The organism is Rossellomorea aquimaris, assembly GCF_020172085.1.
GTDB lineage: Bacteria > Bacillota > Bacilli > Bacillales > Bacillaceae_B > Rossellomorea > Rossellomorea aquimaris_E.
Window position 1 is genome coordinate 1 of record NZ_JAIVAT010000015.1, and the last position, 21,795, is coordinate 21,795.

General features: G+C 43.2%; 22 protein-coding genes, 1 tRNA gene, 1 rRNA gene, 1 other RNA gene and 1 other annotated feature. Of the genes, 7 read left to right on the top strand and 18 right to left on the bottom strand.

What is annotated here, in order from left to right:
• Window positions 1-380 precede the first annotated feature (380 nt).
• The 3 genes from LCL96_RS23115 to LCL96_RS23125 are packed head-to-tail and all read right to left on the bottom strand — an operon-like array spanning window position 381 to window position 2,790.
• A complete protein-coding gene (locus LCL96_RS23115) occupies window positions 381-557 on the bottom strand; it encodes a FeoB-associated Cys-rich membrane protein (RefSeq protein ID WP_224945634.1) in 177 nt (58 codons plus the stop codon).
• A gap of 14 nt (window positions 558-571) precedes the next feature.
• Entirely contained in the window at window positions 572-2,563 is a 1,992-nt protein-coding gene (gene feoB / locus LCL96_RS23120; RefSeq protein ID WP_224945635.1) for a ferrous iron transport protein B, read from the bottom strand.
• A complete protein-coding gene (locus LCL96_RS23125) occupies window positions 2,563-2,790 on the bottom strand; it encodes a FeoA family protein (RefSeq protein ID WP_224945636.1) in 228 nt (75 codons plus the stop codon). Before LCL96_RS23125 ends, feoB begins: the two co-directional genes overlap by 1 nt.
• 179 nt (window positions 2,791-2,969) lie before the next feature.
• On the opposite strand from LCL96_RS23125, the gene LCL96_RS23130 reads away from it, so the two are divergent.
• Entirely contained in the window at window positions 2,970-3,449 is a 480-nt protein-coding gene (locus LCL96_RS23130) for a PaaI family thioesterase (RefSeq protein ID WP_224945637.1), read from the top strand.
• An 80-nt stretch (window positions 3,450-3,529) separates the two neighbouring features.
• Here LCL96_RS23130 and LCL96_RS23135 read toward each other — a convergent pair whose 3' ends face one another.
• From LCL96_RS23135 to tadA, 7 genes are all read right to left on the bottom strand, one after another.
• Window positions 3,530-3,793, bottom strand: a complete 264-nt coding sequence (locus LCL96_RS23135) for a pro-sigmaK processing inhibitor BofA family protein (RefSeq protein ID WP_224945638.1) — start codon at window positions 3,791-3,793, stop codon at window positions 3,530-3,532.
• A gap of 62 nt (window positions 3,794-3,855) precedes the next feature.
• Window positions 3,856-4,074, bottom strand: coding sequence for a YaaL family protein (locus LCL96_RS23140; RefSeq protein WP_034766121.1), 219 nt, complete (start codon window positions 4,072-4,074; stop codon window positions 3,856-3,858).
• A gap of 17 nt (window positions 4,075-4,091) precedes the next feature.
• A complete protein-coding gene (recR, locus tag LCL96_RS23145) occupies window positions 4,092-4,688 on the bottom strand; it encodes a recombination mediator RecR (RefSeq protein ID WP_224945639.1) in 597 nt (198 codons plus the stop codon).
• Window positions 4,689-4,699: 11 nt separating this feature from the next.
• Window positions 4,700-5,023 (bottom strand): YbaB/EbfC family nucleoid-associated protein, encoded by a 324-nt coding sequence (locus LCL96_RS23150; protein ID WP_173104273.1) that lies wholly within the window; start codon window positions 5,021-5,023, stop codon window positions 4,700-4,702.
• A gap of 30 nt (window positions 5,024-5,053) precedes the next feature.
• Window positions 5,054-6,742 carry a DNA polymerase III subunit gamma/tau gene (gene dnaX / locus LCL96_RS23155; RefSeq protein WP_224945640.1) on the bottom strand — a complete coding sequence of 563 codons (1,689 nt, stop codon included), beginning with the start codon at window positions 6,740-6,742 and terminating at the stop codon, window positions 5,054-5,056.
• A gap of 165 nt (window positions 6,743-6,907) precedes the next feature.
• Window positions 6,908-7,172: signal recognition particle sRNA large type (ffs, locus tag LCL96_RS23160), an RNA gene on the bottom strand.
• Between the two features lie 98 nt (window positions 7,173-7,270).
• A complete protein-coding gene (gene tadA, locus LCL96_RS23165) occupies window positions 7,271-7,759 on the bottom strand; it encodes a tRNA adenosine(34) deaminase TadA (RefSeq protein WP_224945662.1) in 489 nt (162 codons plus the stop codon).
• A gap of 88 nt (window positions 7,760-7,847) precedes the next feature.
• On the opposite strand from tadA, the gene LCL96_RS23170 reads away from it, so the two are divergent.
• The 5 genes from LCL96_RS23170 to LCL96_RS23190 all read left to right on the top strand — a co-directional run bounded on the left by LCL96_RS23170 (window position 7,848) and on the right by LCL96_RS23190 (window position 12,526).
• On the top strand, window positions 7,848-8,387 hold the full coding sequence (locus LCL96_RS23170) for an isochorismatase family cysteine hydrolase (RefSeq protein ID WP_224945642.1): 540 nt from the start codon (window positions 7,848-7,850) through the stop codon (window positions 8,385-8,387).
• A gap of 76 nt (window positions 8,388-8,463) precedes the next feature.
• Complete coding sequence (locus LCL96_RS23175; RefSeq protein ID WP_224945644.1) at window positions 8,464-9,750, top strand: glycosyl hydrolase family 18 protein; 1,287 nt, start codon at window positions 8,464-8,466, stop codon at window positions 9,748-9,750.
• A gap of 226 nt (window positions 9,751-9,976) precedes the next feature.
• Window positions 9,977-10,633, top strand: a complete 657-nt coding sequence (locus tag LCL96_RS23180; RefSeq protein ID WP_224945646.1) for a deoxynucleoside kinase — start codon at window positions 9,977-9,979, stop codon at window positions 10,631-10,633.
• The gene (locus LCL96_RS23185) at window positions 10,617-11,285 is read left to right on the top strand and encodes a deoxynucleoside kinase (protein WP_224945648.1); all 669 of its coding nucleotides are present in this window, start codon (window positions 10,617-10,619) and stop codon (window positions 11,283-11,285) included. The genes LCL96_RS23180 and LCL96_RS23185 overlap by 17 nt, the downstream gene beginning before the upstream one ends.
• 881 nt (window positions 11,286-12,166) lie before the next feature.
• Window positions 12,167-12,526 (top strand): hydrolase, encoded by a 360-nt coding sequence (locus LCL96_RS23190; RefSeq protein WP_224945649.1) that lies wholly within the window; start codon window positions 12,167-12,169, stop codon window positions 12,524-12,526.
• Between the two features lie 106 nt (window positions 12,527-12,632).
• Here LCL96_RS23190 and LCL96_RS23195 read toward each other — a convergent pair.
• From LCL96_RS23195 to guaB, 6 genes are all read right to left on the bottom strand, one after another.
• Window positions 12,633-12,725, bottom strand: a tRNA-Ser gene (locus LCL96_RS23195).
• A gap of 117 nt (window positions 12,726-12,842) precedes the next feature.
• Complete coding sequence (serS, locus tag LCL96_RS23200; RefSeq protein WP_224945651.1) at window positions 12,843-14,117, bottom strand: serine--tRNA ligase; 1,275 nt, start codon at window positions 14,115-14,117, stop codon at window positions 12,843-12,845.
• A gap of 48 nt (window positions 14,118-14,165) precedes the next feature.
• Window positions 14,166-14,374 (bottom strand) — a binding site (T-box leader).
• 53 nt (window positions 14,375-14,427) lie between these two features.
• Window positions 14,428-15,018: a pyridoxal 5'-phosphate synthase glutaminase subunit PdxT gene (gene pdxT, locus LCL96_RS23205; RefSeq protein WP_224945653.1), complete on the bottom strand. Its 591-nt coding sequence runs from the start codon at window positions 15,016-15,018 to the stop codon at window positions 14,428-14,430.
• Between the two features lie 11 nt (window positions 15,019-15,029).
• The gene (pdxS, locus tag LCL96_RS23210) at window positions 15,030-15,911 is read right to left on the bottom strand and encodes a pyridoxal 5'-phosphate synthase lyase subunit PdxS (RefSeq protein WP_224945655.1); all 882 of its coding nucleotides are present in this window, start codon (window positions 15,909-15,911) and stop codon (window positions 15,030-15,032) included.
• Window positions 15,912-16,554: 643 nt separating this feature from the next.
• On the bottom strand, window positions 16,555-17,874 hold the full coding sequence (locus LCL96_RS23215) for a D-alanyl-D-alanine carboxypeptidase family protein (RefSeq protein WP_224945664.1): 1,320 nt from the start codon (window positions 17,872-17,874) through the stop codon (window positions 16,555-16,557).
• Between the two features lie 231 nt (window positions 17,875-18,105).
• The gene (gene guaB, locus LCL96_RS23220) at window positions 18,106-19,569 is read right to left on the bottom strand and encodes an IMP dehydrogenase (RefSeq protein ID WP_224945657.1); all 1,464 of its coding nucleotides are present in this window, start codon (window positions 19,567-19,569) and stop codon (window positions 18,106-18,108) included.
• Between the two features lie 112 nt (window positions 19,570-19,681).
• Here guaB and LCL96_RS23225 point away from each other — a divergent pair, with 112 nt between their 5' ends.
• Complete coding sequence (locus LCL96_RS23225; protein ID WP_224945659.1) at window positions 19,682-20,617, top strand: YaaC family protein; 936 nt, start codon at window positions 19,682-19,684, stop codon at window positions 20,615-20,617.
• Window positions 20,618-20,647: 30 nt separating this feature from the next.
• Here the strand turns inward: LCL96_RS23225 and LCL96_RS23230 are convergent, their stop codons facing one another.
• Both LCL96_RS23230 and rrf read right to left on the bottom strand, forming a co-directional pair.
• The gene (locus LCL96_RS23230) at window positions 20,648-21,130 is read right to left on the bottom strand and encodes a glutathione peroxidase (protein ID WP_224945660.1); all 483 of its coding nucleotides are present in this window, start codon (window positions 21,128-21,130) and stop codon (window positions 20,648-20,650) included.
• Between the two features lie 578 nt (window positions 21,131-21,708).
• Window positions 21,709-21,795: ribosomal RNA gene (gene rrf / locus LCL96_RS23235) — 5S ribosomal RNA — on the bottom strand; the annotation flags it as partial.

A 21,795-nucleotide genomic window follows, 5' to 3' on the forward strand; every position in this document is an offset into this window, starting at 1 on the left:
CAGCGTTCGTCCTGAGCCAGGATCAAACTCTCCGATAAAAGTTTGAATAGCTCTTTAAAATAAATCTAGAATTAACGTTGACGTATTGTCTTGTTTTGTTCAGTTTTCAAGGTTCAATATTACTTCGGGCTCTCTTGAGCACCTCTTAAATATAACATTTTTCGTCATAAAGCGTCAAGCTTTTTTTGAAATTTGTTTTCCGCCTTGTTTTGGCGACAAGGAATATAATAGCACCTCTTTACCTATTGAGTCAATACTATTGTTTAATTTTTTGAGAATTAATTTCCGGTAGGTTATATGTTGGAAATGAAAGAAAGGACCAGCCCCTATTAAGGAAGCTGATCCTTTTCTACTTCTCTATCAATTTCAATGAAGCAAATTTAATTTTTCAATACATTCTGGCGTTGATCGGGACTTACAGTCGCGCATCCAGATTTGCATGTTTTATTGAGAGCGCATGTACCGCATTTCCCTTGACGGCTTTTTTTAAAGAAAGCAAAGACCATCCAAGAGGCATATCCAAAAATCAGAAGTCCCAGAACGATACTGACAATCATGACATACCCTCCAATCAGAAAATGAACTGACCTGCTTTATATACGATGAAAGCAACGATATAGGCGACTACAAAAGAATACACAATCGATAATAGAGTCAGTTTCATACTCCCAGTTTCTTTTTTCATGATGGCAACAGTCGCTAAACAAGGTGTATATAATAATATAAACACTAAAAACGTATAAGCTGCCAGCGGTGTATAGAATTGAGGAAGTAAATTAGCCAAAGTATCACCTGTTGGCACATGATAAAGAATATTCATGGTTGAAACAACGACTTCTTTCGCTAAGAAACCTGTAAATAAGGCCGATACCGCTTGCCAGGAAGCAAATCCGAGCGGCGCAAAGACCGGTGCAAACACCCCACTGACGATGGCCATGAAGCTCTCATCTATTGGTACACCCGCTCCACCAGGTCCTAAATAAGAGAAAAGCCAAATGAATACTGTCCCACCGAAGATAAAGGTACCCGCTTTACGCACAAATCCTTTCCCTTTATCCCATGTACTCCTGAGCAATTGCACAGGCTGCGGTAAATTATAAGGAGGAAGTTCCATAACGAAATACGATTTCTCGTTTTGTAAAAAGAACGAAAAGATCTTGGCTACCAATATGGCGACTACAATTCCCAATACATATAGAGATAGTACAATGATAGCCTGGTGTTCACTAAAGAATGCCGCCACAAACAAGGCATAGACGGATAACCGGGCAGAACAGGACATAAATGGTGAGATAAGAATGGTCAATAACCTCTCTTTAGGCTGTTCGATCGTACGTGCTGCCATAATGGAAGGTACATTACACCCAAAGCCAATGATCAACGGAATAAACGCCTTTCCATTTAAGCCTATGAACTCCATCAGCCTGTCCATTACCACCGCTACCCGTGCCATATATCCTGAATCCTCCAATAAGGAGATAAAGAAGAACAGAATAAATATTTGCGGGACAAACACAAGAACCCCGCCGACTCCTGCAATGATTCCCTCGAGGATCACTGCCTGGATAAATGGAAGTGCATCCATTTGATTCAGTAGATATTGAACCCCTGTTGTTAAAGGTCCGGTAAAGAATGCATCAAGGGCATCTGAAATAGGTGACCCAAGCCAACCGAATGTGAGTTGAAATACCACAAATAAGATTAGCAGAAAAAAAGGAATGCCAAAGACCGGGTGGGTTGCAATATGATCGAGCCATGCGGTTAGAGGAAGGGTATCCTGTTTCTTTTCATCCACTGTCACTTGGACTGCAATATCGTGGATGAATGATTTCCGTGTGGTGTAGATTGTTTCTTCAAGAGAATGACCCTTCTCTTTCAATAGAAGCATTTCAGCCTCTTCTTTCATAGCCTGAAGTCCAGGGTATGATTCATCCAAAGTCTGTTGAATTAACTCATTGCCGATTAAATACTGAACGGCTATCCAGCGTTTTTTCGGGTCTTCTTCGTTCCCCATAACAGATAAGATCCTGGATATGGCGTCTTCCACTACCGGTCCGTAATCAAGTGCGAAAGGTGAAGCCTGCTCTAACGGGCTGTCTTTCAAAAGCTGAATGATTTCTTCGCAGCCTCTTCCTTTTCGAGCGATGGTTGAATAACTTTTCACCCCTAATAACTTACCGAGGAGTGGGACATTCACCTTAATTCCCCGTTTTTCAGCGATGTCCATCATATTAAGAACGATCACGGTCGGAAGATTTGTTTCCAACAGTTCAACCGTTAAATACAAACTGCGTTCAAGCTGATTGGCATTGACGATATTCAGAATTTGTCCTGCCTCTTCTTGGAGGAGAGCCATCGATGCCACACGTTCATCATGGGACAAAGGATTGAGTGAATATACGCCAGGTAAGTCAATCAATGACGAAACAGAATTCTTGATCCGACCGACCTTTTTATCTACAGTCACTCCACTCCAGTTGCCTACATATTCGTATGAACCGGTGATTTGATTGAACAATGACGTTTTACCGGTATTGGGGTTACCCAATAGTGCTGTTTCCATTACATCCGTTCCCCTTTAATACAATCTGTATCTTTTCTGCGAATTCCCACCCGTTGACCTGAGCATTCCAAAAGACAAGGACCTCCAAAGAGACAGTAACGGATGACCTTTACCTCACTGCCTTTATCCACTCCCATGTCCTTTAGACGTCGCTTGACAAATGGGTGAAGCTCGGTTAAGTCAGATATGTGAAAGGTTTCGTTCCTTTGAATTTGACTTAAGTTCATGGTGTTCCACCTCGTATATAAAAATCGATATTGATATTCATTATCAGTAATTACCTTAATAGTAATTGAATTCAGCCAATTCGTAAAGGAGATATAGCCTCTTTCAGTAATGAAGGGAATTCGATCCTTCATATAGAAGACTACTAGAGAGTAAGGTTTAATTGAAAGGAGATCAATATATGAATGAAATTGTCCGGGCCATCCAGGACCAATATCCCGATGACTTTGCATGGTGCTATGGGTGTGGCCGATTAAATCAAGATGGGCACCATTTCCGCACAGGGGTAGAAGGAGATCATACGGTCACAATCTACACGCCAAAACCTGAACATACGGCTTTGCCGGGATTTGTGTATGGCGGGTTGATTGCCTCATTAATCGATTGTCATGGTACTGGTTCAGCCGCGATTGCTCTTCACCAAAAAAATGGCGGGGAAGTCGGAGATGGACAAGCCCCCCCTCGATTCGTGACGGCATCCTTGCAAGTCGACTTCATGAAACCGACTCCTCACGATGTACCATTAAAAGCGGTAGGCACAGTTCAAGAAATTCACCCGAAGAAGTTTAAAGTGGAAACAGAAGTCTTTGCAGAAGGAACTTTATGCGCCCGTGGTGTAGTAACAGCTGTTGTTATGCCAAAAACGTTTTTGAGTAAATAAAGAAGAAGGGCAATCAAGATCCAGGTAAGAAACGTTACCTGACAATCTCGACTGCCCTTCTTCAATCAGTCTACTGACCGTTATAAAATCCACATCTGAATCACCGTAAGTCCCACTACCCCAGGAATACCTAATATTCCTGAGATCGATGAGGTCGCGACATTAATTGGAACATGTATTCCGTACTGACTGCCAAAGGCGTTCAGGAAAAATAAAAACAATGCTCCGATCATGACCTTCATAGCAACTTGTCCCACAAACCTCAGTGGCCTGATAGGGGTCCCCGTCGCTAAGAGCAGTACGATCAGACCGCTGATCACCGCGATGACGATAACTGGGTTCATACCCTTCTCTCCTCTCAACATAGAACATAAAAAGTCTCTTATTGAAAGGATATGAAGGTTGTCTACCTTTTTATGACGATCTTTCTATGTTTTGCTTCTCTGAAGAGAAAAAAATATTTTGCTTCTGCTATTTTAGAATGACAATGGATATTCAAATTATAATCCACACTCATCTCTTCGATGGAACGCTGCTGATTCCAATGATCCTTGGTTTCGTCTAAAACGTGTAGTAAGGATTGGTCATACTCTTTTTTCAGCTTTCCTTTTTTTCGGAAAAACATAGGTATCCTCTCCTTCGTTATACGTCTCTTCTTCCTTCCAGGGCTTTCGATAACGTTACTTCATCTGCATACTCGAGATCTCCACCGACAGGAAGGCCATGGGCAATCCTTGTGATCCGGATGCCGGATGGTTTGACAAGCCGCGAAATATACATAGCTGTCGCTTCCCCTTCAATGTTCGGGTTGGTAGCGAGAATCACTTCCTGGACTTCATCCTTTTGAAGGCGCTTGATGAGGTCCGGCACATTGATGTCTTCAGGACCGATTCCATCCATAGGGGAAATGGCTCCATGAAGAACATGATATTGACCGTTATATTCCTTCATCTTCTCCATCGCAATGACATCCTTAGGGTCCTGCACCACGCAGATGATGCTTCGATCACGTCTTTGATCCTCACATATATAGCAGGGATCTTGATCCGTTATGTGCCCGCAGACGGAACAGTAGCTCAGGTTCCGTTTCGCATTGACCAATGCTTTCGCAAAGTCCAATACCGTATCCTCTTTCATACTAAGAACAAAAAATGCCAGGCGGGCCGCCGTTTTCGGCCCGATTCCCGGCAATTTCATAAAGCTGTCGATCAGCTTTGATATAGGCTCAGGATAGTGCATGATATTGCCTCCTAGAACATTCCCGGTAGGTTCATTCCTTTAGTGAATTGACCCATAGTTGAGTTCGTTAATTCGTCCGCTTTCTTCAGAGCGTCGTTTGTCGCTGCAAGAACAAGATCTTGTAACATTTCTACGTCATCCGGATCAACTGCTTCTTCGTTGATTTTCACATCAAGTACTTGTTTGTGACCTGAAACAACGACCGTTACCATTCCACCGCCAGCTGTTCCTTCGATTTGCTTTTCACCCAGTTCCTCCTGAGCTTCCGCCATCTTCTTTTGCATTTTTTGCATTTGCTTCATCATATTTTGCATATTACCATTTCCACGCATCATAACTATTACCTCCAGTTAATTTTTTCTGCATTAATCATTTAGTTCTATTAAATCCATACCGACAAGCTTTTCAGCTTCCTTCAATAGAGAATCCTCTTCTTGATCCCCACCGGCGGATTCTGTGTCCTCCGTTTTGGAATTCCGGATGAAATCTTCTCTAATGGACATCCACTGATCTTCAGGTATTCCAATAGCCGCGTAGCTATTTCCTGTAAGCTCTTCCAATATGGAAGCAATCGCTGATGTGAAAGCTTGATTTTCCATTGCCATCTGACAATGAATATCATACTTGAATTTTAACACAAATGAGCCATTTGTAGCTGCGACAGGTTCAGCATCATTTAATAGTGCCGACTGAGAACGCATTTGGCGTTGATTTAACGTTTCCACCATGTCTCCCCATCGGCTCTTGATGAGATTAAGGTCTTCTTTCGTGGCCGTTCGGAGTACTTCCTGAATCTTACCGGTAGGAGCCCTGAACCCTTTCTTCGCCCGGATCGGTTTCTTCGCGGTCTGTTGGGCGGGCTCTGCCTGTACCTTAACCCCGTTTGCCTTCAACTGCTCAATCTCTCTTTCAAGAAGCTGGATCTTCTTCATCATCTCGTTCACTTCAGGAGAAGAAGCCGCTGCCGGTGCTTCCATCTGACAAAGCTTGACGATGGACACTTCCAGGTAAATCCTGGCATGGTTTGTAAACTTCATTTCCTGTCCGGCCTGGTTCAAGACGTCGATGTACTGATAAATTTGCGCAGGCTGGGTTTGTCCGGCCAATTCTTTGAATTCATCGTCAAGCATGACTCTTTCAAGGGATTCCTCAAGGTTTGGTGCCGTTTGGTATAACAGCATATCCCTGAAATAAAGAATGAAGTCTTCCGCGAATCTTGCCGGATCCTTCCCTTGAAACAGGAGCTCTTCCAGGGCACCTAAGCCGGTCGTGACATCCCTTTCAAGGATCGCTTTCGCCAGCGTGTTCAAATAACCTTGGGAAACGGCACCCGTTACGGTCAGGGCATCCTCCACCGTCACCCTGTCCTGACTGAAGGAGATGGCTTGATCGAGCAGGCTGAGAGCATCACGCATTCCACCTTCAGCTGCCCTCGCAATGATCGTCAGGGCATTCTCTTCAAAATTCACACCAGACTCGGTAGCGATATGACTCATTCTTCCCACTATATCCATCGCAGTGATCCGCTTGAAGTCAAACCTTTGACAACGGGATATGATCGTCAGGGGAATCTTATGGGGCTCCGTCGTCGCCAGTATGAATATGACGTGTTTAGGCGGTTCCTCCAACGTTTTCAGGAGCGCATTGAATGCTCCGATGGACAGCATATGGACTTCATCTATGATGTAGACTTTATATTCCACTACGTTTGGAGAATATTTGACTTTGTCCCGGATGTCCCGGATTTCCTCCACCCCGTTGTTGGAAGCCGCATCGATTTCAATGACATCGGGGATCGAACCGTCCGTGATCCCTTTACACGCATCGCACTCATTACAAGGTTCCGCTACAGGTGAACGCTCACAGTTAACGGCTTTGGCCAGGATCTTTGCCGCACTCGTCTTCCCTGTCCCCCTTGGTCCCGAGAATAAATAGGCATGGGAAATCTTCTGATGAAGGAGGGCATTTTGCAACGTTTTCGTTACATGCTGCTGTCCCACTACATCAATAAATGACTGAGGACGCCACACACGATATAAAGCTTGATATGCCAAAATACTCCCCCCTCTTTTTTATGTACTGTAATGTCTCTATTATAACGTAATCTAAATCCCTTTTACAAAGAAAACCGAAGATCATTTCAGTATCAACATCACACCGTAATAAAAACAAAAAACTCATCCGAAAATGGATGAGTTGGTTGTATATAATTTAAACTGCCGTGCACCTTTCGTCGACAAGCATCCATAGGCGTTACTCAAGCAGTTAGCTCGGCCCAGGCAACCCTGCGGCACATGGGAGCTTCCACTTAATGCTGCTTCCTTCCGGACCTGACATGGTTCATGGATTCCCATTGCGCAGGACCCAGGCGTCAACACCACTTACTTGAGGCAGGCCCTACAGAGTGCGAGCCTCAGAAAGGAATTCGGTCTCGCTAGAGCGGATTGCGAGTACAGGGCACCGCTACCTCCCCACCTAGCACGGCAAAATTGATACCATATTTAGTTGCGTCATTAGTGCGACGCAAGATTAAGTATACTAGGATATACGGTAAAAAGCAATGGCAGAATGCTGTAAGTTATTTACAGACGCGTATTCCTGTTCTTCTTTTCTTCCTTCTTCCGTTCCCTTAAATGTTTAAAAAAACGGGAAAGGATTCCGCCGCACTCGTCGGCAAGAACATCGGGGACTACTTCACATTGGTGATTGAAGCGTTCATCTTCAAGCAAGTTCATTAACGTCCCGGCACAACCCGCTTTCGGATCTCTTGCCCCGTACACGACTTTCTCGATTCTGGACAGGATGATGGCACCGCTGCACATCGGACACGGCTCCAGTGTAACATAAAGCTCTGCACCTTCCAGTCGCCAGGTGCCAAGCTTCTTACACGCCTCCTGAATGGCCAGTGTTTCAGCATGAGTGATAGCATTTTGGCTCGTCTCCCTCAAATTATGTGCCCGGGCAATGATCTCGCCGTCCATGACAATCACCGCCCCAATCGGAACTTCCTGGATTGCCGCCGCTTTCTCTGCTTCTATTAATGCTTCTTTCATAAACTGCTCTTCTCTCATACCCATTCTGTACTCCCATAAATTTATTTCTCTTATCTTTATAAAATATCCCCTTTCACAGCAAACTATAAAAGAAAGGGGCTTACATATGATACCTAACGATACCGCTCTCCTGGTCATAGACATTATGAATCCATTTGATTTCAAACACGGGGAGACCCTGGCACAACACACCGCCAATATTATCGATCCCATTAACTCACTTCGTAATCATTGCAGGGAGCATCAGCTTCCTACCATCTATATTAACGACCATTATGAGCTTTGGAAAGCAGATTACAAAGAGATTTATAAGAAATGTCACAACGAAGTGAGCGATGCAATCATGACCCCGCTCCAACCGGCAGAAGACGATTACTTTCTTATCAAACCGAAGCATTCCGCCTTTTATGGAACTGCCTTAAACACTCTCCTTCATCATCTGTCCGTGAAAAACCTGATCATTACAGGTATTGCAGGAAATATTTGCGTCCTCTTCACGGCCAACGATGCGTATATGAGAGAGTTTAATCTGATGGTGCCCGGTGACGCCATCGCCTCCGTCAGTGAAGAAGATAACCACTACGCCTTGACCATGATGAAAAACGTTTTAAAGGCGAATATTGAACCAACCGAAAGCACCTTATAATTTTTTTGCCTAAACATATTCATTCCTCCTATTTCATAGGCTGATTATAGTGAATGAAATAGAGGAGGGTTTGTTTATGCAAATACATGTTGTCCGGCCGAACCAATCTTTATTTGGCATCGCCCAAGCGTATGGGTCAACAGTGAAAGATATAGTGGATGCGAATGAACTTCCGAATCCCGATAACTTAGTGATCGGCCAGTCATTGGTCATCCCGATCATAGGAAGTTTTTACTTTGTTCAACCCGGTGATAGCCTCTGGAGTATCAGTCAGAAGACAGGAGTCCCTTATCAGGAACTGGCGCGGGTGAATGGAATATCTCCTAACCAGCCTTTGCAGGTGGGGTTTCGTTTATACATTCCACAGAAGCCAAAGGGGAAAGCGGAGTTTAATGGATATGTCGAGCCTTATGGTAAAGAAGTGTCCCAAAACCTTGAAGATAGTGCCAAGGAAGCTGCCCCATACCTGACCTACCTTGCTCCATTCAGCTTTCAAGCCAAACGGGACGGTACTTTGAAAGAGCCTCCACTTGGAAATCTGATTCAAACCGGAAAAAACAATAATAATGTCATGATGATGGCCATCACCAATCAAGAAGATGGGACATTCAGTGATGAACTGGGGCGCATTCTGTTAACCGATCAGGCCATCCAGAATAAATTCCTGGATAACGTCGTCAAAACCGCCAAGAAATATGGATTCAGGGATATCCACTTCGACTTTGAATATCTGCGTCCACAGGACAAGGAAGCATATAACCAATTTTTACGAAAAGCAAAAAAGCGTTTCAATCAGGAAGGATGGCTCCTCTCCACCGCCCTGGCCCCTAAGACCAGTGCGGACCAGAAAGGGAAATGGTATGAGGCGCATGATTATAAAGCACATGGTGAGATTGTCGATTTCGTCGTCATCATGACGTACGAATGGGGTTACAGCGGCGGTCCTGCCATGGCGGTCTCTCCGATTGGACCGGTTCGGGAAGTCCTTGAATACGCCGTGTCTGAAATGCCGCCATCCAAAATTCTCATGGGGCAGAATTTATATGGTTATGACTGGACCCTACCCTTTGTACAGGGAAGTACAGCGAAAGCCATCAGTCCTCAGCAAGCCATTAAGATTGCCGCTGATAATAATGTCAAAATCGACTATGATCAGAAAGCACAGGCACCTTTCTTCAAGTACCGTGATGCAAACACCGGAAAAGATCATGAAGTCTGGTTTGAGGATGCACGTAGTATCCAGGCTAAATTCGATCTTATGAAAGAATTGAAATTGAGGGGGATGAGCTACTGGAAACTCGGTCTCTCCTTCCCTCAAAACTGGTTGTTAATTTCCGACAATTTTAACGTCGTCAAAAGATAATTAATAGAAGCTGAAGGATGGGTAAATCTATAAACACCCATCCTTCAGCTTTTTATTTGCGTTTACATAAAATCTCCTTACAGAAAGCCGATATAATGACAGGATGGTTTTCTCTACCACGGGAAATATGCTGAACAAACCATCCATATATTGTGTTACAATAATTCCTGTCGTAATTTTTTACATTATTATTGAGAAAACTGCCGTAATATGAGGAGGACAATTAATGGGGCGCATTCCTTTCATTACCGTTGAAGGCCCGATTGGAATAGGAAAAACCTCTCTTGCAAAAGCGATTTCCGATCATTTTCAATTTCATCTTTTAAAAGAAATCGTAGATGAGAATCCATTCTTAGATAAATTTTATGATGACATTGAAGAATGGAGCTTCCAAACAGAGATGTTTTTCTTATGCAATCGATATAAACAACTGGAAGATATCGAGAAACACTACCTATCTCAGAACAAATCTGTCGTAGCAGATTATCATATTCTTAAAAACATCATCTTCGCAAAACGCACGTTGAAGGATGAACAGCAATTCAAGAAATACCTCAATATCTATGACATCCTGACAACAGATATGCCGAGACCCAATGTGGTCATTTACTTGAACGCAGGCTTAGATACACTCCTGAAGCGAATTGAAAAAAGAGGTCGGGATTTCGAAAAGAAAATCAGCCCGCTGTATCTGAAGCAATTATCCCTTGATTATGAAGAGTATATGAATACATTTGAAGAAACACACCCGGATATCCCTGTTCTTCGCTATAATGGTGACCACGTAGACTTCGTTCAGAATAAAGAGGATCTGGATCATATTCTTACTCAATTAGAAACTACACTAAAAAAAGGAGTTCACTATCATGAATCTTCGCACTAAATACGGGATCCCGAACAATGCCGTGATCACCATCGCCGGAACGGTCGGTGTCGGGAAATCCACCATGACGAACGGATTGGCCAACGCCTTAGACTTTCGCACGTCATTTGAAAAAGTGGATACGAATCCATATCTCGATAAATTTTATCAAGACTTCAAAAGCTGGAGCTTCCACCTTCAAGTCTATTTCCTGGCAGAACGCTTCAAAGAGCAGAAGAAAATCTTCGAATATGGCGGCGGCTTCATTCAAGACCGCTCCATCTATGAAGATACAGGCATCTTCGCCCGCATGCATTATGAAAAAGGAAATATGAGTGAAATCGATTATGAAACATATACAAGCCTTTTCGATGCCATGGTCATGACACCGTATTTCCCACACCCTGACCTGTTGATCTATCTGGAAGGATCCATCGATAATGTCGTGGATCGCATCCGTGAACGCGGTCGCCCGATGGAACAGCAAACACCTGTTGCCTACTGGGAAGAAATGCACGAACGCTACGAAAACTGGATCAATTCCTTTAACGCATGTCCGGTCCTAAGACTCGACATCAGCGAATACGATCTCGTCAACGACCAAAACTCTATCGAGCCGATCGTTGAAAGAATCGGGTATTTCATTGAACAGACGAGAATGTTGAAGAGCTGAATATATAAAAGAGACTACTTAATCCTATATGGAAAAAGTAGTCTCTTTTATTATTTTTAAAGGTTTTTTTCGTAAACATTGTTGCTTTTGGATGTAGCGAGTGGCGGTTGATTTCCGCTACAGGTGCTCGCTTTCCGCGGGGCTGGCGGTGAGCCTCCTCGGCTTCGCCTGCGGGGTCTCACCTGTCCAGCTACGGCGGCTAGCCCCTCGAGGTCATAAGCTAAATGGTCCAAGAAGGCAAAAGAACGCCTTCTTAGCCCATTCATCTTATGCTTGTCGGAGCTGAACGAGCCGCCTCCGCTTTTCGTGCTGTCCAGCGTTTCCCGCAGGAGTCGAGCACCTGCAGCGAGAATCAACTGACGAAAAGTTTGACTATCACAAAGGAAATGTGGAGATTGCATATGCAACTGCTTTTTCATTCGTTGCCGCGACTGATTTTATTTCATAGTCCTTTACTCTTTTAAACTGATGGTCACATACCCTTTTGCTCTGTCAACTACTTACTACGTTAGAGGGTGAAGGGAACTGCGTAGACTCCTACGGAAAACGGGCGTGCCGAGACCCCAGAAGCGCTTTTTGCTGAGGAGGCTCGGCCGAACGTCCGTGGAAGGCGGAGCAGTTCCCTTCACCCTCCTGCACCACAACCTAAATGACAGAGCATCGTAAATCTAAGTTTGGATGCAAATAGCAACAATCTTTGGGAAAACAGCCCTTTTAAAAAATAGTAGCTGCTGATGAAACTTTAGTAAGAGTATGTTCCGAGGGTTGATTGGAGCGGAAATCAACTACTACTCGCTTCTTTAAAGTGATACATCCGTTTATTTCCATTCGAAAAGAGGTATATGTAAAAACAATCATTGAATTAAGGAGATGAAAAAATCATGGAAACGAAACAAATATATTTTGTAGATATCAGCAGCGGAGACATCTTGCAGGACCCGAATCAAAGCGCAAGCCCCAGCTTTCGCATATCTGCCACTCCTACGGAAGTAAACGAGCTGAAAATGCTTTTTAACGAGAACTATGATGATGACATGTCGACCATGAGACGAGCACAGGTTCCATTTCGTCAATACCACAATTCACCTGAAGATGATCGGTATGATCAATCGATGAGGGATATCTATGCGAAGATCTATTTGCTCGGGGATGAAGAAGCACGGATGCATATAACAAATATGGGAGTGCTGAATCATACACAGGGTACCCATTTAAGAGAAGACATTCGAAACCTTAAGTAAATGGACCGGGGCCATCAGTCACGCCCACATAATAAAAAAATTCGTTACATAAAATGTAACGAATTCTATCTCCAATGTTTATGCGCTATGGTTATAAAAAAATCAATGGAGGAGGAAGGGGGATTCGAACCCCCGCGGGCTGTTACACCCCTGTCGGTTTTCAAGACCGATCCCTTCAGCCGGACTTGGGTATTCCTCCGTATCGACAAGAATAATAATATCATGGTGACCAAATGGAGTCAAGGATATTTCTAAAATAAATTTAAAGAAGTCTCACAAATACCCGTGAGACTTCTTTTGACTGGCTGAAAAACCTTTACTTTATGACTTCTACTCCACCCATATACGGACGCAGGGCTTCTGGAACGATGACGCTGCCATCTGCCTGCTGGTAGTTTTCCAAGATTGCGGCTACTGTACGGCCAATCGCTAAACCAGATCCATTTAATGTATGCACATGTTCAGGTTTCGCATTTGGCTCTCTTCTGAAACGGATGTTGGCACGTCTCGCCTGGAAGCTTTCAAAGTTACTGCAAGAAGAGATCTCACGGTACGTTCCGTAGCTCGGGATCCATACTTCAATGTCGTATTTCTTGGCTGCAGTGAAACCTAAGTCCGCTGTACACATAGACAATACGCGGTATGGCAGACCAAGTAATTGAAGTACTTTTTCAGCATGCCCTGTTAACTCCTCTAAAGCATCATAAGAATCTTCAGGCTTAACAAAGCGGACAAGCTCAACCTTGTTGAATTGATGCTGACGGATCAAACCTCTAGTATCACGTCCTGCAGATCCTGCCTCAGAGCGAAAGTTTGCGCTGTATGCGACATAGCTTACCGGCAGTTCATCAGCCTTCAGGATTTCATCACGATGATAATTCGTCACAGGTACTTCGGCAGTCGGGACTAAGAAATAGTCTTCACTTTCAATTCTGAACGCATCTTCTTCAAACTTAGGAAGCTGACCAGTTCCAGTCATGCTCGCTCTGTTTACAAGGAATGGAGGAATCATTTCTGTATAGCCATGCTCATCCATGTGAAGGTCCATCATGAAGTTGATGAGAGCTCTTTCAAGTCTTGCTCCAAGTCCTTTATAGAAAACGAAACGGCTACCCGTCACTTTCCCTGCACGTTCGAAATCAAGGATTCCAAGTCCTGTGGCAACATCCCAGTGGGGCTGTGCTTCGAAATCAAATTCCCTGACTTCTCCCCATTTACGTGCTTCAATATTGTCATCTTCTGTTTCACCAACAGGTACAGACTCATGAGGAATGTTAGGAATAGATAGAAGAATGCGTTCTAATTCTTCTTCGATACCTCTTAATTCATCGTCTAATTTTTTTACCATTGCCCCGACTTCACGCATTTCCACGATCATGTCCTGAGCATCTTTTTTCTCTTTCTTAAGCTCCGCGATTTGTTGGGACACTTCATTACGCTTGCTCTTTAACTCTTCACTTTCCACAAGCAGTTCTCTTCTTCTTTTATCAAGCTCTTCAAACTTGCCGAAGTCCTCCAAATTTTCACCGCGGTGCTGTAGGCGCGCTTTTACATCTTCCAGATTGTTACGTAAATATCGAATGTCTAACATGTTCTTTCTCTCCTTTTTATAAAAAAATAAAAAACCCCCATCCCTGGTAAAAGGGACGGAGGTTTCCGCGTTGCCACCCTAATTGAAGACGCAGAGCATCTTCCTCTTAAGAGATGGTAACGGAATCACCGAAAATACCTACTTCATTCAGTACTTCACTCAAGGATGGATTCGTAAAGCTCTTGCATCGATTCTCACCGGCCATCGACTCTCTTAGGCAAGCCTTCTTTACTACTAATTCCTATCAACGATTTAAATTTTTATTGGTTATTTCATAATCTACTACAATGTTTTCCATTTTGCAATAGAATTATGCGATTGTTTTTTCCATGCTTTCCTTCACCATCTCGACGAAGAATGCAGTCAAACGATGATCCTCTGTCAATTCAGGATGGAAGGAACAACCGAGGAACTGTCCGTGCCTGGCAAGGACGATGCGTCCATCATGTTTCGCCAGGATTTCAACATCTTCTCCCGCTTCCACGATGTGTGGTGCACGAATGAAGACGGCATTGAATCCTTCCCCTACATGGGCAATGGAAAGATCCGCTTCAAAGCTCTCTTTCTGACGGCCGAAGGAATTACGTTCCACCGTCACATCCATTACTCCTAAATGAGGCTCATCGTACCCGACGATATGCTTCGCCAAGAGAATCAAGCCTGCACACGTTCCAAAGATCGGCTTACCATCCGCAGCAAATTGTCTTAACGGCTCCATAAATCCATAGCGATCAATCAGCCTTCTCATCGTCGTACTTTCCCCACCGGGCATGATCAGTCCTTGAATCTCCTCCAGCTGCTCCACACGCTTGATGACGATGGGGTTGGCACCTGAGGCTTCAATGGAACGCACATGCTCTCTGACGGCACCTTGAAGTCCTAATACACCGATGTTCAACATAGAATCACACCTTACCATCCACGGTCTTGCATGCGGTTTTCAGGTAAAATAGAAGCAATTTCTACACCCTTCATAGCTACACCAAGCTCTTTTGAAAGCTCTGCAATCAACTTGTAATCCTGGTAGTGAGTAGTCGCTTCTACAATCGCTCTTGCAAATTTCTCAGGGTTCTCTGATTTAAAGATACCCGAACCTACGAATACTCCGTCAGCTCCCAGTTCCATCATAAGAGCAGCATCAGCTGGTGTGGCAATTCCGCCTGCAGCAAAGTTTACAACAGGTAAACGACCGTTTTCTTTAATTTCTAATAATAATTCGTATGGAGCTCCAAGCAGCTTTGCTTCCGTCATGATTTCATCTTCGTTCATGCTTACAAGCTTGCGAACCTGAGCATTTACCTTACGCATATGACGAACCGCTTCCACGATGTTACCAGTTCCCGGCTCACCCTTCGTACGAAGCATCGATGCACCTTCACCGATACGGCGTGCAGCTTCGCCTAAATCACGGCATCCACATACGAATGGAACAGTGAAATCTCTTTTATTTAAATGGTACTCTTCATCAGCAGGAGTTAATACTTCACTTTCATCAAGGTAATCGACACCCATTGATTCAAGTACTTTCGCCTCTACGATATGACCAATACGAGCCTTTGCCATTACAGGAATCGTCACGGCACCCATCACTTCTTCAATAATGCGAGGATCTGCCATTCTTGCTACTCCACCTGCAGCACGGATGTCTGCTGGAACTCGTTCTAAAGCCATTACCGCTACCGCACCAGCAGCTTCAGCAATTTTCGCCTGCTCTGCATTGACAACGTCCATGATGACGCCGCCTTTTTGCATTTCAGCCATACCTCTTTTTACACGATCTGTACCAGTCTTCATATCTGTATCCCCCTTATATTTATCCCATGCCTGTCCCGAAACTTTCCATAAAAGGAAGAAAACGCGACTAAAACACTCGGAATGATTATGTAACCCTACTGCTAAATAAACAATAAAAACAAGCTTATGTCAAGACGAAAAGCGGAAGCGGCTTGGTCAGGCCCGACAAGCATAAGATGAATATGCCGGAAAGGCGTTCTTTGCCTTTTTGGCATATTTAGCTTATGACCTCGAGGGACTAGCCGCTGTAGCTAGACAAGACGAAAAGCGGAGGGGGCTCGTTCTGGGGCGACAAGCATAAGATGAATATGCTGGAAAGGCGCACTTTGCCTTTTTGGCATGTTTGGCTTATGACCTCGAGCCTCTAAGCCCCGGAGCTAGACATGACGAAAAGCGGAAGCGGCTCGTTCTGGGGCGACAAGCATAAGACGAGTCACCTGGAAAGGCGTACTTTGCCTTTTTGGGTGACTTGGCTTATGACCTCGAGCCCCAAGCCGCTGGAGCTGGACAACTCGAAAAGCAGTAGCGGCTTGGTCAGGCCAGACAAGCATTCCATCAGTCCCTTTGTAGAGTCCCCTACATAGGTACAATTATGAAAAAACACCAAGACCCTGTGCAACTTAAGTCTTGGTGTTTCATTGAATTAGAACCAGCCTTTAACCGTAGAAGTAATGGAATCCCAGATATCTCCGAAGAATCCACCAACGGCTCTCATGGAAAGGACGAACCAGTTTGCTTTTTCCACACCATCCACTGTTACAACAGATGCTTTTGAAGCATTCGTCCCTTTATCCGTAAGGTATCCTAAATCTTTCTTGCCTTTCGCTTCTAACATGACGTACCCAACTTTTTCCCCTTCTTTTACAGGAGCCGTCAGTTCACCATCTTCGTTTAATTTCTTCTTGTCCAATACAAATTTAGGTTTGTATTGATCTGCTTCACCGTTCTTGATCACCATACTCAAAGGAGCATCGGTTTTGATTTTGACTTCTTTTTCTTTTCCTTTATCAACCGGAATTGTCTTTTGACCTTTGACTTGATAGTCAGCAGGAAGGACTTCTTCCATTGTGAAGTTAGAAAAAGCATAATCTAACATTTTTCTTGTTTCATTAAAACGTGCGTCATAGGAATTTTCACCAGAGCTAACATCTACGTTCATAACCACTGTAATATAACGCATTCCGTCTCTTTCAGCTGTTCCTGTAAAACATCCACCAGCAAAATCAGTTGTACCTGTTTTCAAACCATCCATGCCTTCATACTCACGGATTAATCCAGGAAGCATCCAGTTCCAGTTTTTCATAGCGAAAGCATCTTCTGTACCTTCAGCAAATGTTTTTTTCGAAATACTGGCTGTATCCAATATTTCCGGGAAATCTTTCATTAGGCGATAAGCAAGAGTTGCTGTGTCTTTTGCAGACATTACATTCTCTTCATCTGCCCCACCTACTACTTGATCGACATAAGGAGCTAAATCTTTATTATTCAAACCTGTTACATTCACAAATTTATAGTTTTCCAAGCCCAGTTCTTTGGCTTTATCATTCATCATTTTAACAAACTTTTCTTGAGATCCGGCAACAGTCTCTGCAACTGCCATTGCTGCTGCATTTGCAGACTCAATCGCCATTGCTTCATACAGATCTTTAATCTTATATGTTCCTTCTTCCCTTAGCGGAACATTGCTCAGATTATCGTTATGAGACATATTTGAGATCTTTGTAGGAACCGTATATTTTTGATCCCATTTCACTTTGCCTTCTTTGACTGCTTCAAGTAACACGTATTCTGTCATCATCTTCGTCATACTTGCAATCCCTTGAGCAGTATCTGAATTCTTTTCGTACAAGATCTTACCTGTACTTGCCTCTACTAAAATCGCAGCTTTTGCGTTTACGTCCAAGTCACCTTGAGCATTTGCAGGCTTCTGCACCATACTCATTGCCATCATAAAAACCATCATACAAACAAAAGATTTTTGAATCCAACTTCTTTTCACTGTTAGCCCTCCAAGATTTTATGTACACCTTCGTTATTTTATCATAGTTCCAAAGGTAAGAATAGACAGAGAATATGACTAGTTTTGGCATGGGTCAAGGGACTTGCGGCCTCTGATAAATGGCGTTTTCTTCCCTCTCAACCAACATAAAAAAAGCTGATCAGGAGAATCTGATCAGCTTTTGGAATTATTTTCTTATAGTGAATAGTTTGGTGCTTCTTTCGTAATTTGGACATCATGTGGATGGCTTTCACGAAGTCCTGCACCCGTCATCTTGATGAACTGTGCCTTTTCTCTTAAGTCGAATAAGTCTTTTGTTCCACAGTATCCCATACCTGATCGCAAGCCTCCTACCAGCTGATACAATGTATCGGCTAAAGGTCCTTTATAAGGAATACGTCCTTCGATGCCTTCTGGAACGAATTTTTTCGCTTCTTCTTGGAAGTAGCGGTCCTTCGATCCTTTTTCCATAGAGCTGACGGATCCCATCCCTCTATATACTTTAAAACGGCGCCCTTGGAAGATTTCCGTTTCACCAGGGCTCTCAGACGTTCCTGCCAATAAGCTTCCCAGCATGACGGCATGTCCGCCGGCTGCCAATGCTTTTACGATATCACCTGAATACTTGATGCCTCCATCGGCGATGATACTCTTCCCATGCTTTCTTGCTTCAGTGGCACAATCATATACAGCGGTAATTTGTGGTACACCCACACCAGCAACAACACGAGTCGTACAGATTGAACCTGGTCCGATACCAACCTTGACCACATCCGCACCTGCTTCAATCAATTCTCTTGTCGCTTCAGCTGTCGCTACGTTACCCGCCACGATATTTAATGTTGGATAAGCTTCGCGAATTTCACGAACAATAGAAAGGACACCAGCAGAATGTCCGTGAGCCGTGTCGATGACAATCACATCCACATGGGCTTTTACTAATTGTTCTACACGGGTTAGTGTATCCTTTGAAATACCAACAGCTGCACCTACTAATAAACGCCCTTGAGCATCTTTAGCTGAGTTCGGGAACTCAATTACTTTCTCAATATCCTTGATCGTAATCAACCCTTTAAGAGTTCCTTCTTGATCGATCAAAGGCAGCTTTTCAATTTTATATTGCTGAAGGATTTTTTCCGCTTCGTCTAGGGTAGTGCCAACAGGAGCTGTTACAAGATTCTCCTTCGTCATGACGTCCGAAATCTGGATCGAATAATCCTGGATGAATCGAAGGTCACGATTGGTTAAAATCCCGACAAGCTTCTGTTCTTGCTCGTTGTTCACAATCGGAACACCGGAAATTCTATATTTGCCCATCAAGTGTTCTGCAGAAAAGACTTGATGATCCGGAGTTAAAAAGAAAGGATCAGAGATAACTCCACTTTCAGAACGTTTTACTTTATCGACCTGCTCAGCTTGCTGTTCAATACTCATATTCTTGTGGATGATACCCAGTCCACCTGTTCGAGCCATTGCAATTGCCATTTCAGCCTCGGTTACAGTATCCATTCCTGCACTGATGACAGGAACATTTAACTTGATTGAATCCGTTAACTCAACAGAGATATTGACATCCTTTGGTAACACCTCTGATTTGGCTGGTAATAATAAGACATCGTCAAACGTTAAACCTTCTTTAGCAAATTTAGAATCCCACATGTTTTCGGCCTCCCTAGTCCCAAAATATTATTAGTAGGTTATCAATTGGTTAAAATACTGTCAAGATGAATAGGATTAATTTAATTTTTCAGAATAATTAGAAGGTGATTTCGTGAAAGAAATACTCCAACATTGGGACTTCATCCACTATTTTCAGTCGGCAGAATACTCCCAGAAGTTTCTAAAAAAATGCTATGAAAAAATCGGGTCTTCTCAAGCGGAGATGAAAAGCTATGACAATTGTTACCCGTTCATGTACTACTTGGAACAAGGAGAGCTTTATTATAAACAGGCCATGATGTCTCCCTTATCCCTTAAACCCATTTTACTCTTTTATGGCTATATTCACTTTATTAAAGCCATCGTGCTAACAGAAGATCCGGCATATCCCGAAACGACCACCGTACTTGCTCATGGAATAACCTCAAGAAAAAGAAAAAAGCAGCAGTATCGATTTTTACAGGACGAAGTAAAGGTGCAGAAAAATGGTCTCTTTACACACTTTTCAGACCTCGTGTTCCACGTGAAACACATCGTTGGTGAAAAGTACAAAATGGAAGACCTACTTGTACAGATACCAGAACTTGAAGAAGCTTTTCTTGTGCTGTTTCAAAAGAAAACTATGTTCTGGTTCACTCAACGGCATGAGTTGACCATCGATGACTCTTTGCTTTCACATTTTCATATGTCTGAGGACTTGTTCAAACAATACTTAAGTGAAAAAATGACGGGGAATCTGAGTTGGAGTTCTTCCAACTCATTACTGGCTCCTTCAGCTGAGGAAGTCCTCCCATTCAGATGGCACCTGAATAAACGCAGGTTGGCCCTACCAGGAATTCGCAACGAAGCCACAACCATTCCTGAAGTACTCATACACTACGCCATACTATACAATCTGAGCATGATTGCGAGGTACGAAACAGAATGGTGGGTGGAGCTTTTAAAAAATCGTACAAATGAAGATTATCCAATCATCACTACCTTTATCAACTTAACTACGGAAAAATCACCATTTCTATTACTTAAAATCCTTAAAGAGAAGATATAGGTAAAAGAGGCAGGTTAACTGCCTCTTTCTCTATTCTGCCAGGAGCTTTTTAATATCTTCCTCAATCTTACGCGGGTTGGTTTGAGGAGAATATCGATCAAACACCTCTCCATTCTTTCCAACTAAAAACTTAGTGAAGTTCCATTTAATACTTGAAAGAAGGACACCCTTTTTCTCTTGTGTTAAAAAGGTAAACAGTGGGTGAGCTTCCTTCCCCTTTACATCAACTTTGGCAAACATCGGGAACGATACTCCGTAATTCACCTGACAAAACTCCATGATATCATCTTGATTATCAAACTCCTGATTCATAAACTGATCGCATGGAAATCCAAGAACAACAAGCCCTTCTTCCTTGTACTCTTCATAAAGGCCCTGCAGCTCTTCAAATTGGGGTGTAAATCCACACTTGCTGGCTGTGTTCACAATCAGCATAACTTTCCCTTCATACTCTTCCAGTGACGTTACAGATCCATTCGCTCTTTTTACCGTGAAATCATAAATGGTCGTCATGTTCTTCTCTCCTTGTTCTATTCGCTTACTTAAATAATACGTTAGAAGGGTGGGGATTAGCAATTTTGAGGGTTGATTTGGAGTGGTGGAGTGGATGGTTGAGTGAGTTGGTATGTTGAGGGGGTTAGTTGTCAGAAGTCGGATATCCGATCTTCATTCGTTATCATTTAGAATTAGAGATTAAGAGGAATGAATATTGATAGTTTTAAGGATGGATTGACTTAAATACTCATGATAAATGAAAAAATGAGTAATGAAAGGGATCTATTTTGTTAAAAATGGTCTCTAGGCTTGGAATAGAGGTTTTTAACAGTAGTATTAGCGAATTTATTGGTTGGAGATGTATCATGTAGAGGTACTGGATCAAAGGAATTGCGTCGTTTTTTAATTTTTTGCGTCATTATCGGAGGGAATTGCGTCATAATTTTATTATTTGCGTCGTTTTCGGTGATATTTGCGTCATTTTTTTGTTTTATGCGTCTTTTACCAAATTTTAGAATTTATAAAACAAACTATAAATCAAATAACGAGTAACAAAAAAAGAGCAACTCACAATGAGCTACTCTTTCCACATATCTGCCTGGCGACGTCCTACTCTCACAGGGGGAGATCCCCCAACTACCATCGGCGCTGAAGAGCTTAACTTCCGTGTTCGGCATGGGAAC

Excerpts from the sequence above, each read along its gene's own strand:
- pdxT (WP_224945653.1), bottom strand. The coding sequence starts at position 15,018 with ATGTTGAACATCGGTGTATTAGGACTTCAAGGTGCCGTCAGAGAGCAT.
- LCL96_RS23180 (WP_224945646.1), top strand. The coding sequence starts at position 9,977 with ATGGGGCGCATTCCTTTCATTACCGTTGAAGGCCCGATTGGAATAGGA.
- guaB (WP_224945657.1), bottom strand. The coding sequence starts at position 19,569 with ATGTGGGATTCTAAATTTGCTAAAGAAGGTTTAACGTTTGACGATGTC.
- feoB (WP_224945635.1), bottom strand. The coding sequence starts at position 2,563 with ATGGAAACAGCACTATTGGGTAACCCCAATACCGGTAAAACGTCATTG.
- serS (WP_224945651.1), bottom strand. The coding sequence starts at position 14,117 with ATGTTAGACATTCGATATTTACGTAACAATCTGGAAGATGTAAAAGCG.
- LCL96_RS23185 (WP_224945648.1), top strand. The coding sequence starts at position 10,617 with ATGAATCTTCGCACTAAATACGGGATCCCGAACAATGCCGTGATCACC.
- LCL96_RS23170 (WP_224945642.1), top strand. The coding sequence starts at position 7,848 with ATGATACCTAACGATACCGCTCTCCTGGTCATAGACATTATGAATCCA.
- LCL96_RS23215 (WP_224945664.1), bottom strand. The coding sequence starts at position 17,874 with ATGATGGTTTTTATGATGGCAATGAGTATGGTGCAGAAGCCTGCAAAT.
- LCL96_RS23190 (WP_224945649.1), top strand. The coding sequence starts at position 12,167 with ATGGAAACGAAACAAATATATTTTGTAGATATCAGCAGCGGAGACATC.
- LCL96_RS23230 (WP_224945660.1), bottom strand. The coding sequence starts at position 21,130 with ATGACGACCATTTATGATTTCACGGTAAAAAGAGCGAATGGATCTGTA.
- LCL96_RS23135 (WP_224945638.1), bottom strand. The coding sequence starts at position 3,793 with ATGAACCCAGTTATCGTCATCGCGGTGATCAGCGGTCTGATCGTACTG.
- LCL96_RS23175 (WP_224945644.1), top strand. The coding sequence starts at position 8,464 with ATGCAAATACATGTTGTCCGGCCGAACCAATCTTTATTTGGCATCGCC.
- LCL96_RS23130 (WP_224945637.1), top strand. The coding sequence starts at position 2,970 with ATGAATGAAATTGTCCGGGCCATCCAGGACCAATATCCCGATGACTTT.
- recR (WP_224945639.1), bottom strand. The coding sequence starts at position 4,688 with ATGCACTATCCTGAGCCTATATCAAAGCTGATCGACAGCTTTATGAAA.
- LCL96_RS23150 (WP_173104273.1), bottom strand. The coding sequence starts at position 5,023 with ATGATGCGTGGAAATGGTAATATGCAAAATATGATGAAGCAAATGCAA.
- LCL96_RS23140 (WP_034766121.1), bottom strand. The coding sequence starts at position 4,074 with ATGTTTTTCCGAAAAAAAGGAAAGCTGAAAAAAGAGTATGACCAATCC.
- tadA (WP_224945662.1), bottom strand. The coding sequence starts at position 7,759 with ATGAGAGAAGAGCAGTTTATGAAAGAAGCATTAATAGAAGCAGAGAAA.
- LCL96_RS23115 (WP_224945634.1), bottom strand. The coding sequence starts at position 557 with ATGATTGTCAGTATCGTTCTGGGACTTCTGATTTTTGGATATGCCTCT.
- pdxS (WP_224945655.1), bottom strand. The coding sequence starts at position 15,911 with ATGAAGACTGGTACAGATCGTGTAAAAAGAGGTATGGCTGAAATGCAA.
- LCL96_RS23125 (WP_224945636.1), bottom strand. The coding sequence starts at position 2,790 with ATGAACTTAAGTCAAATTCAAAGGAACGAAACCTTTCACATATCTGAC.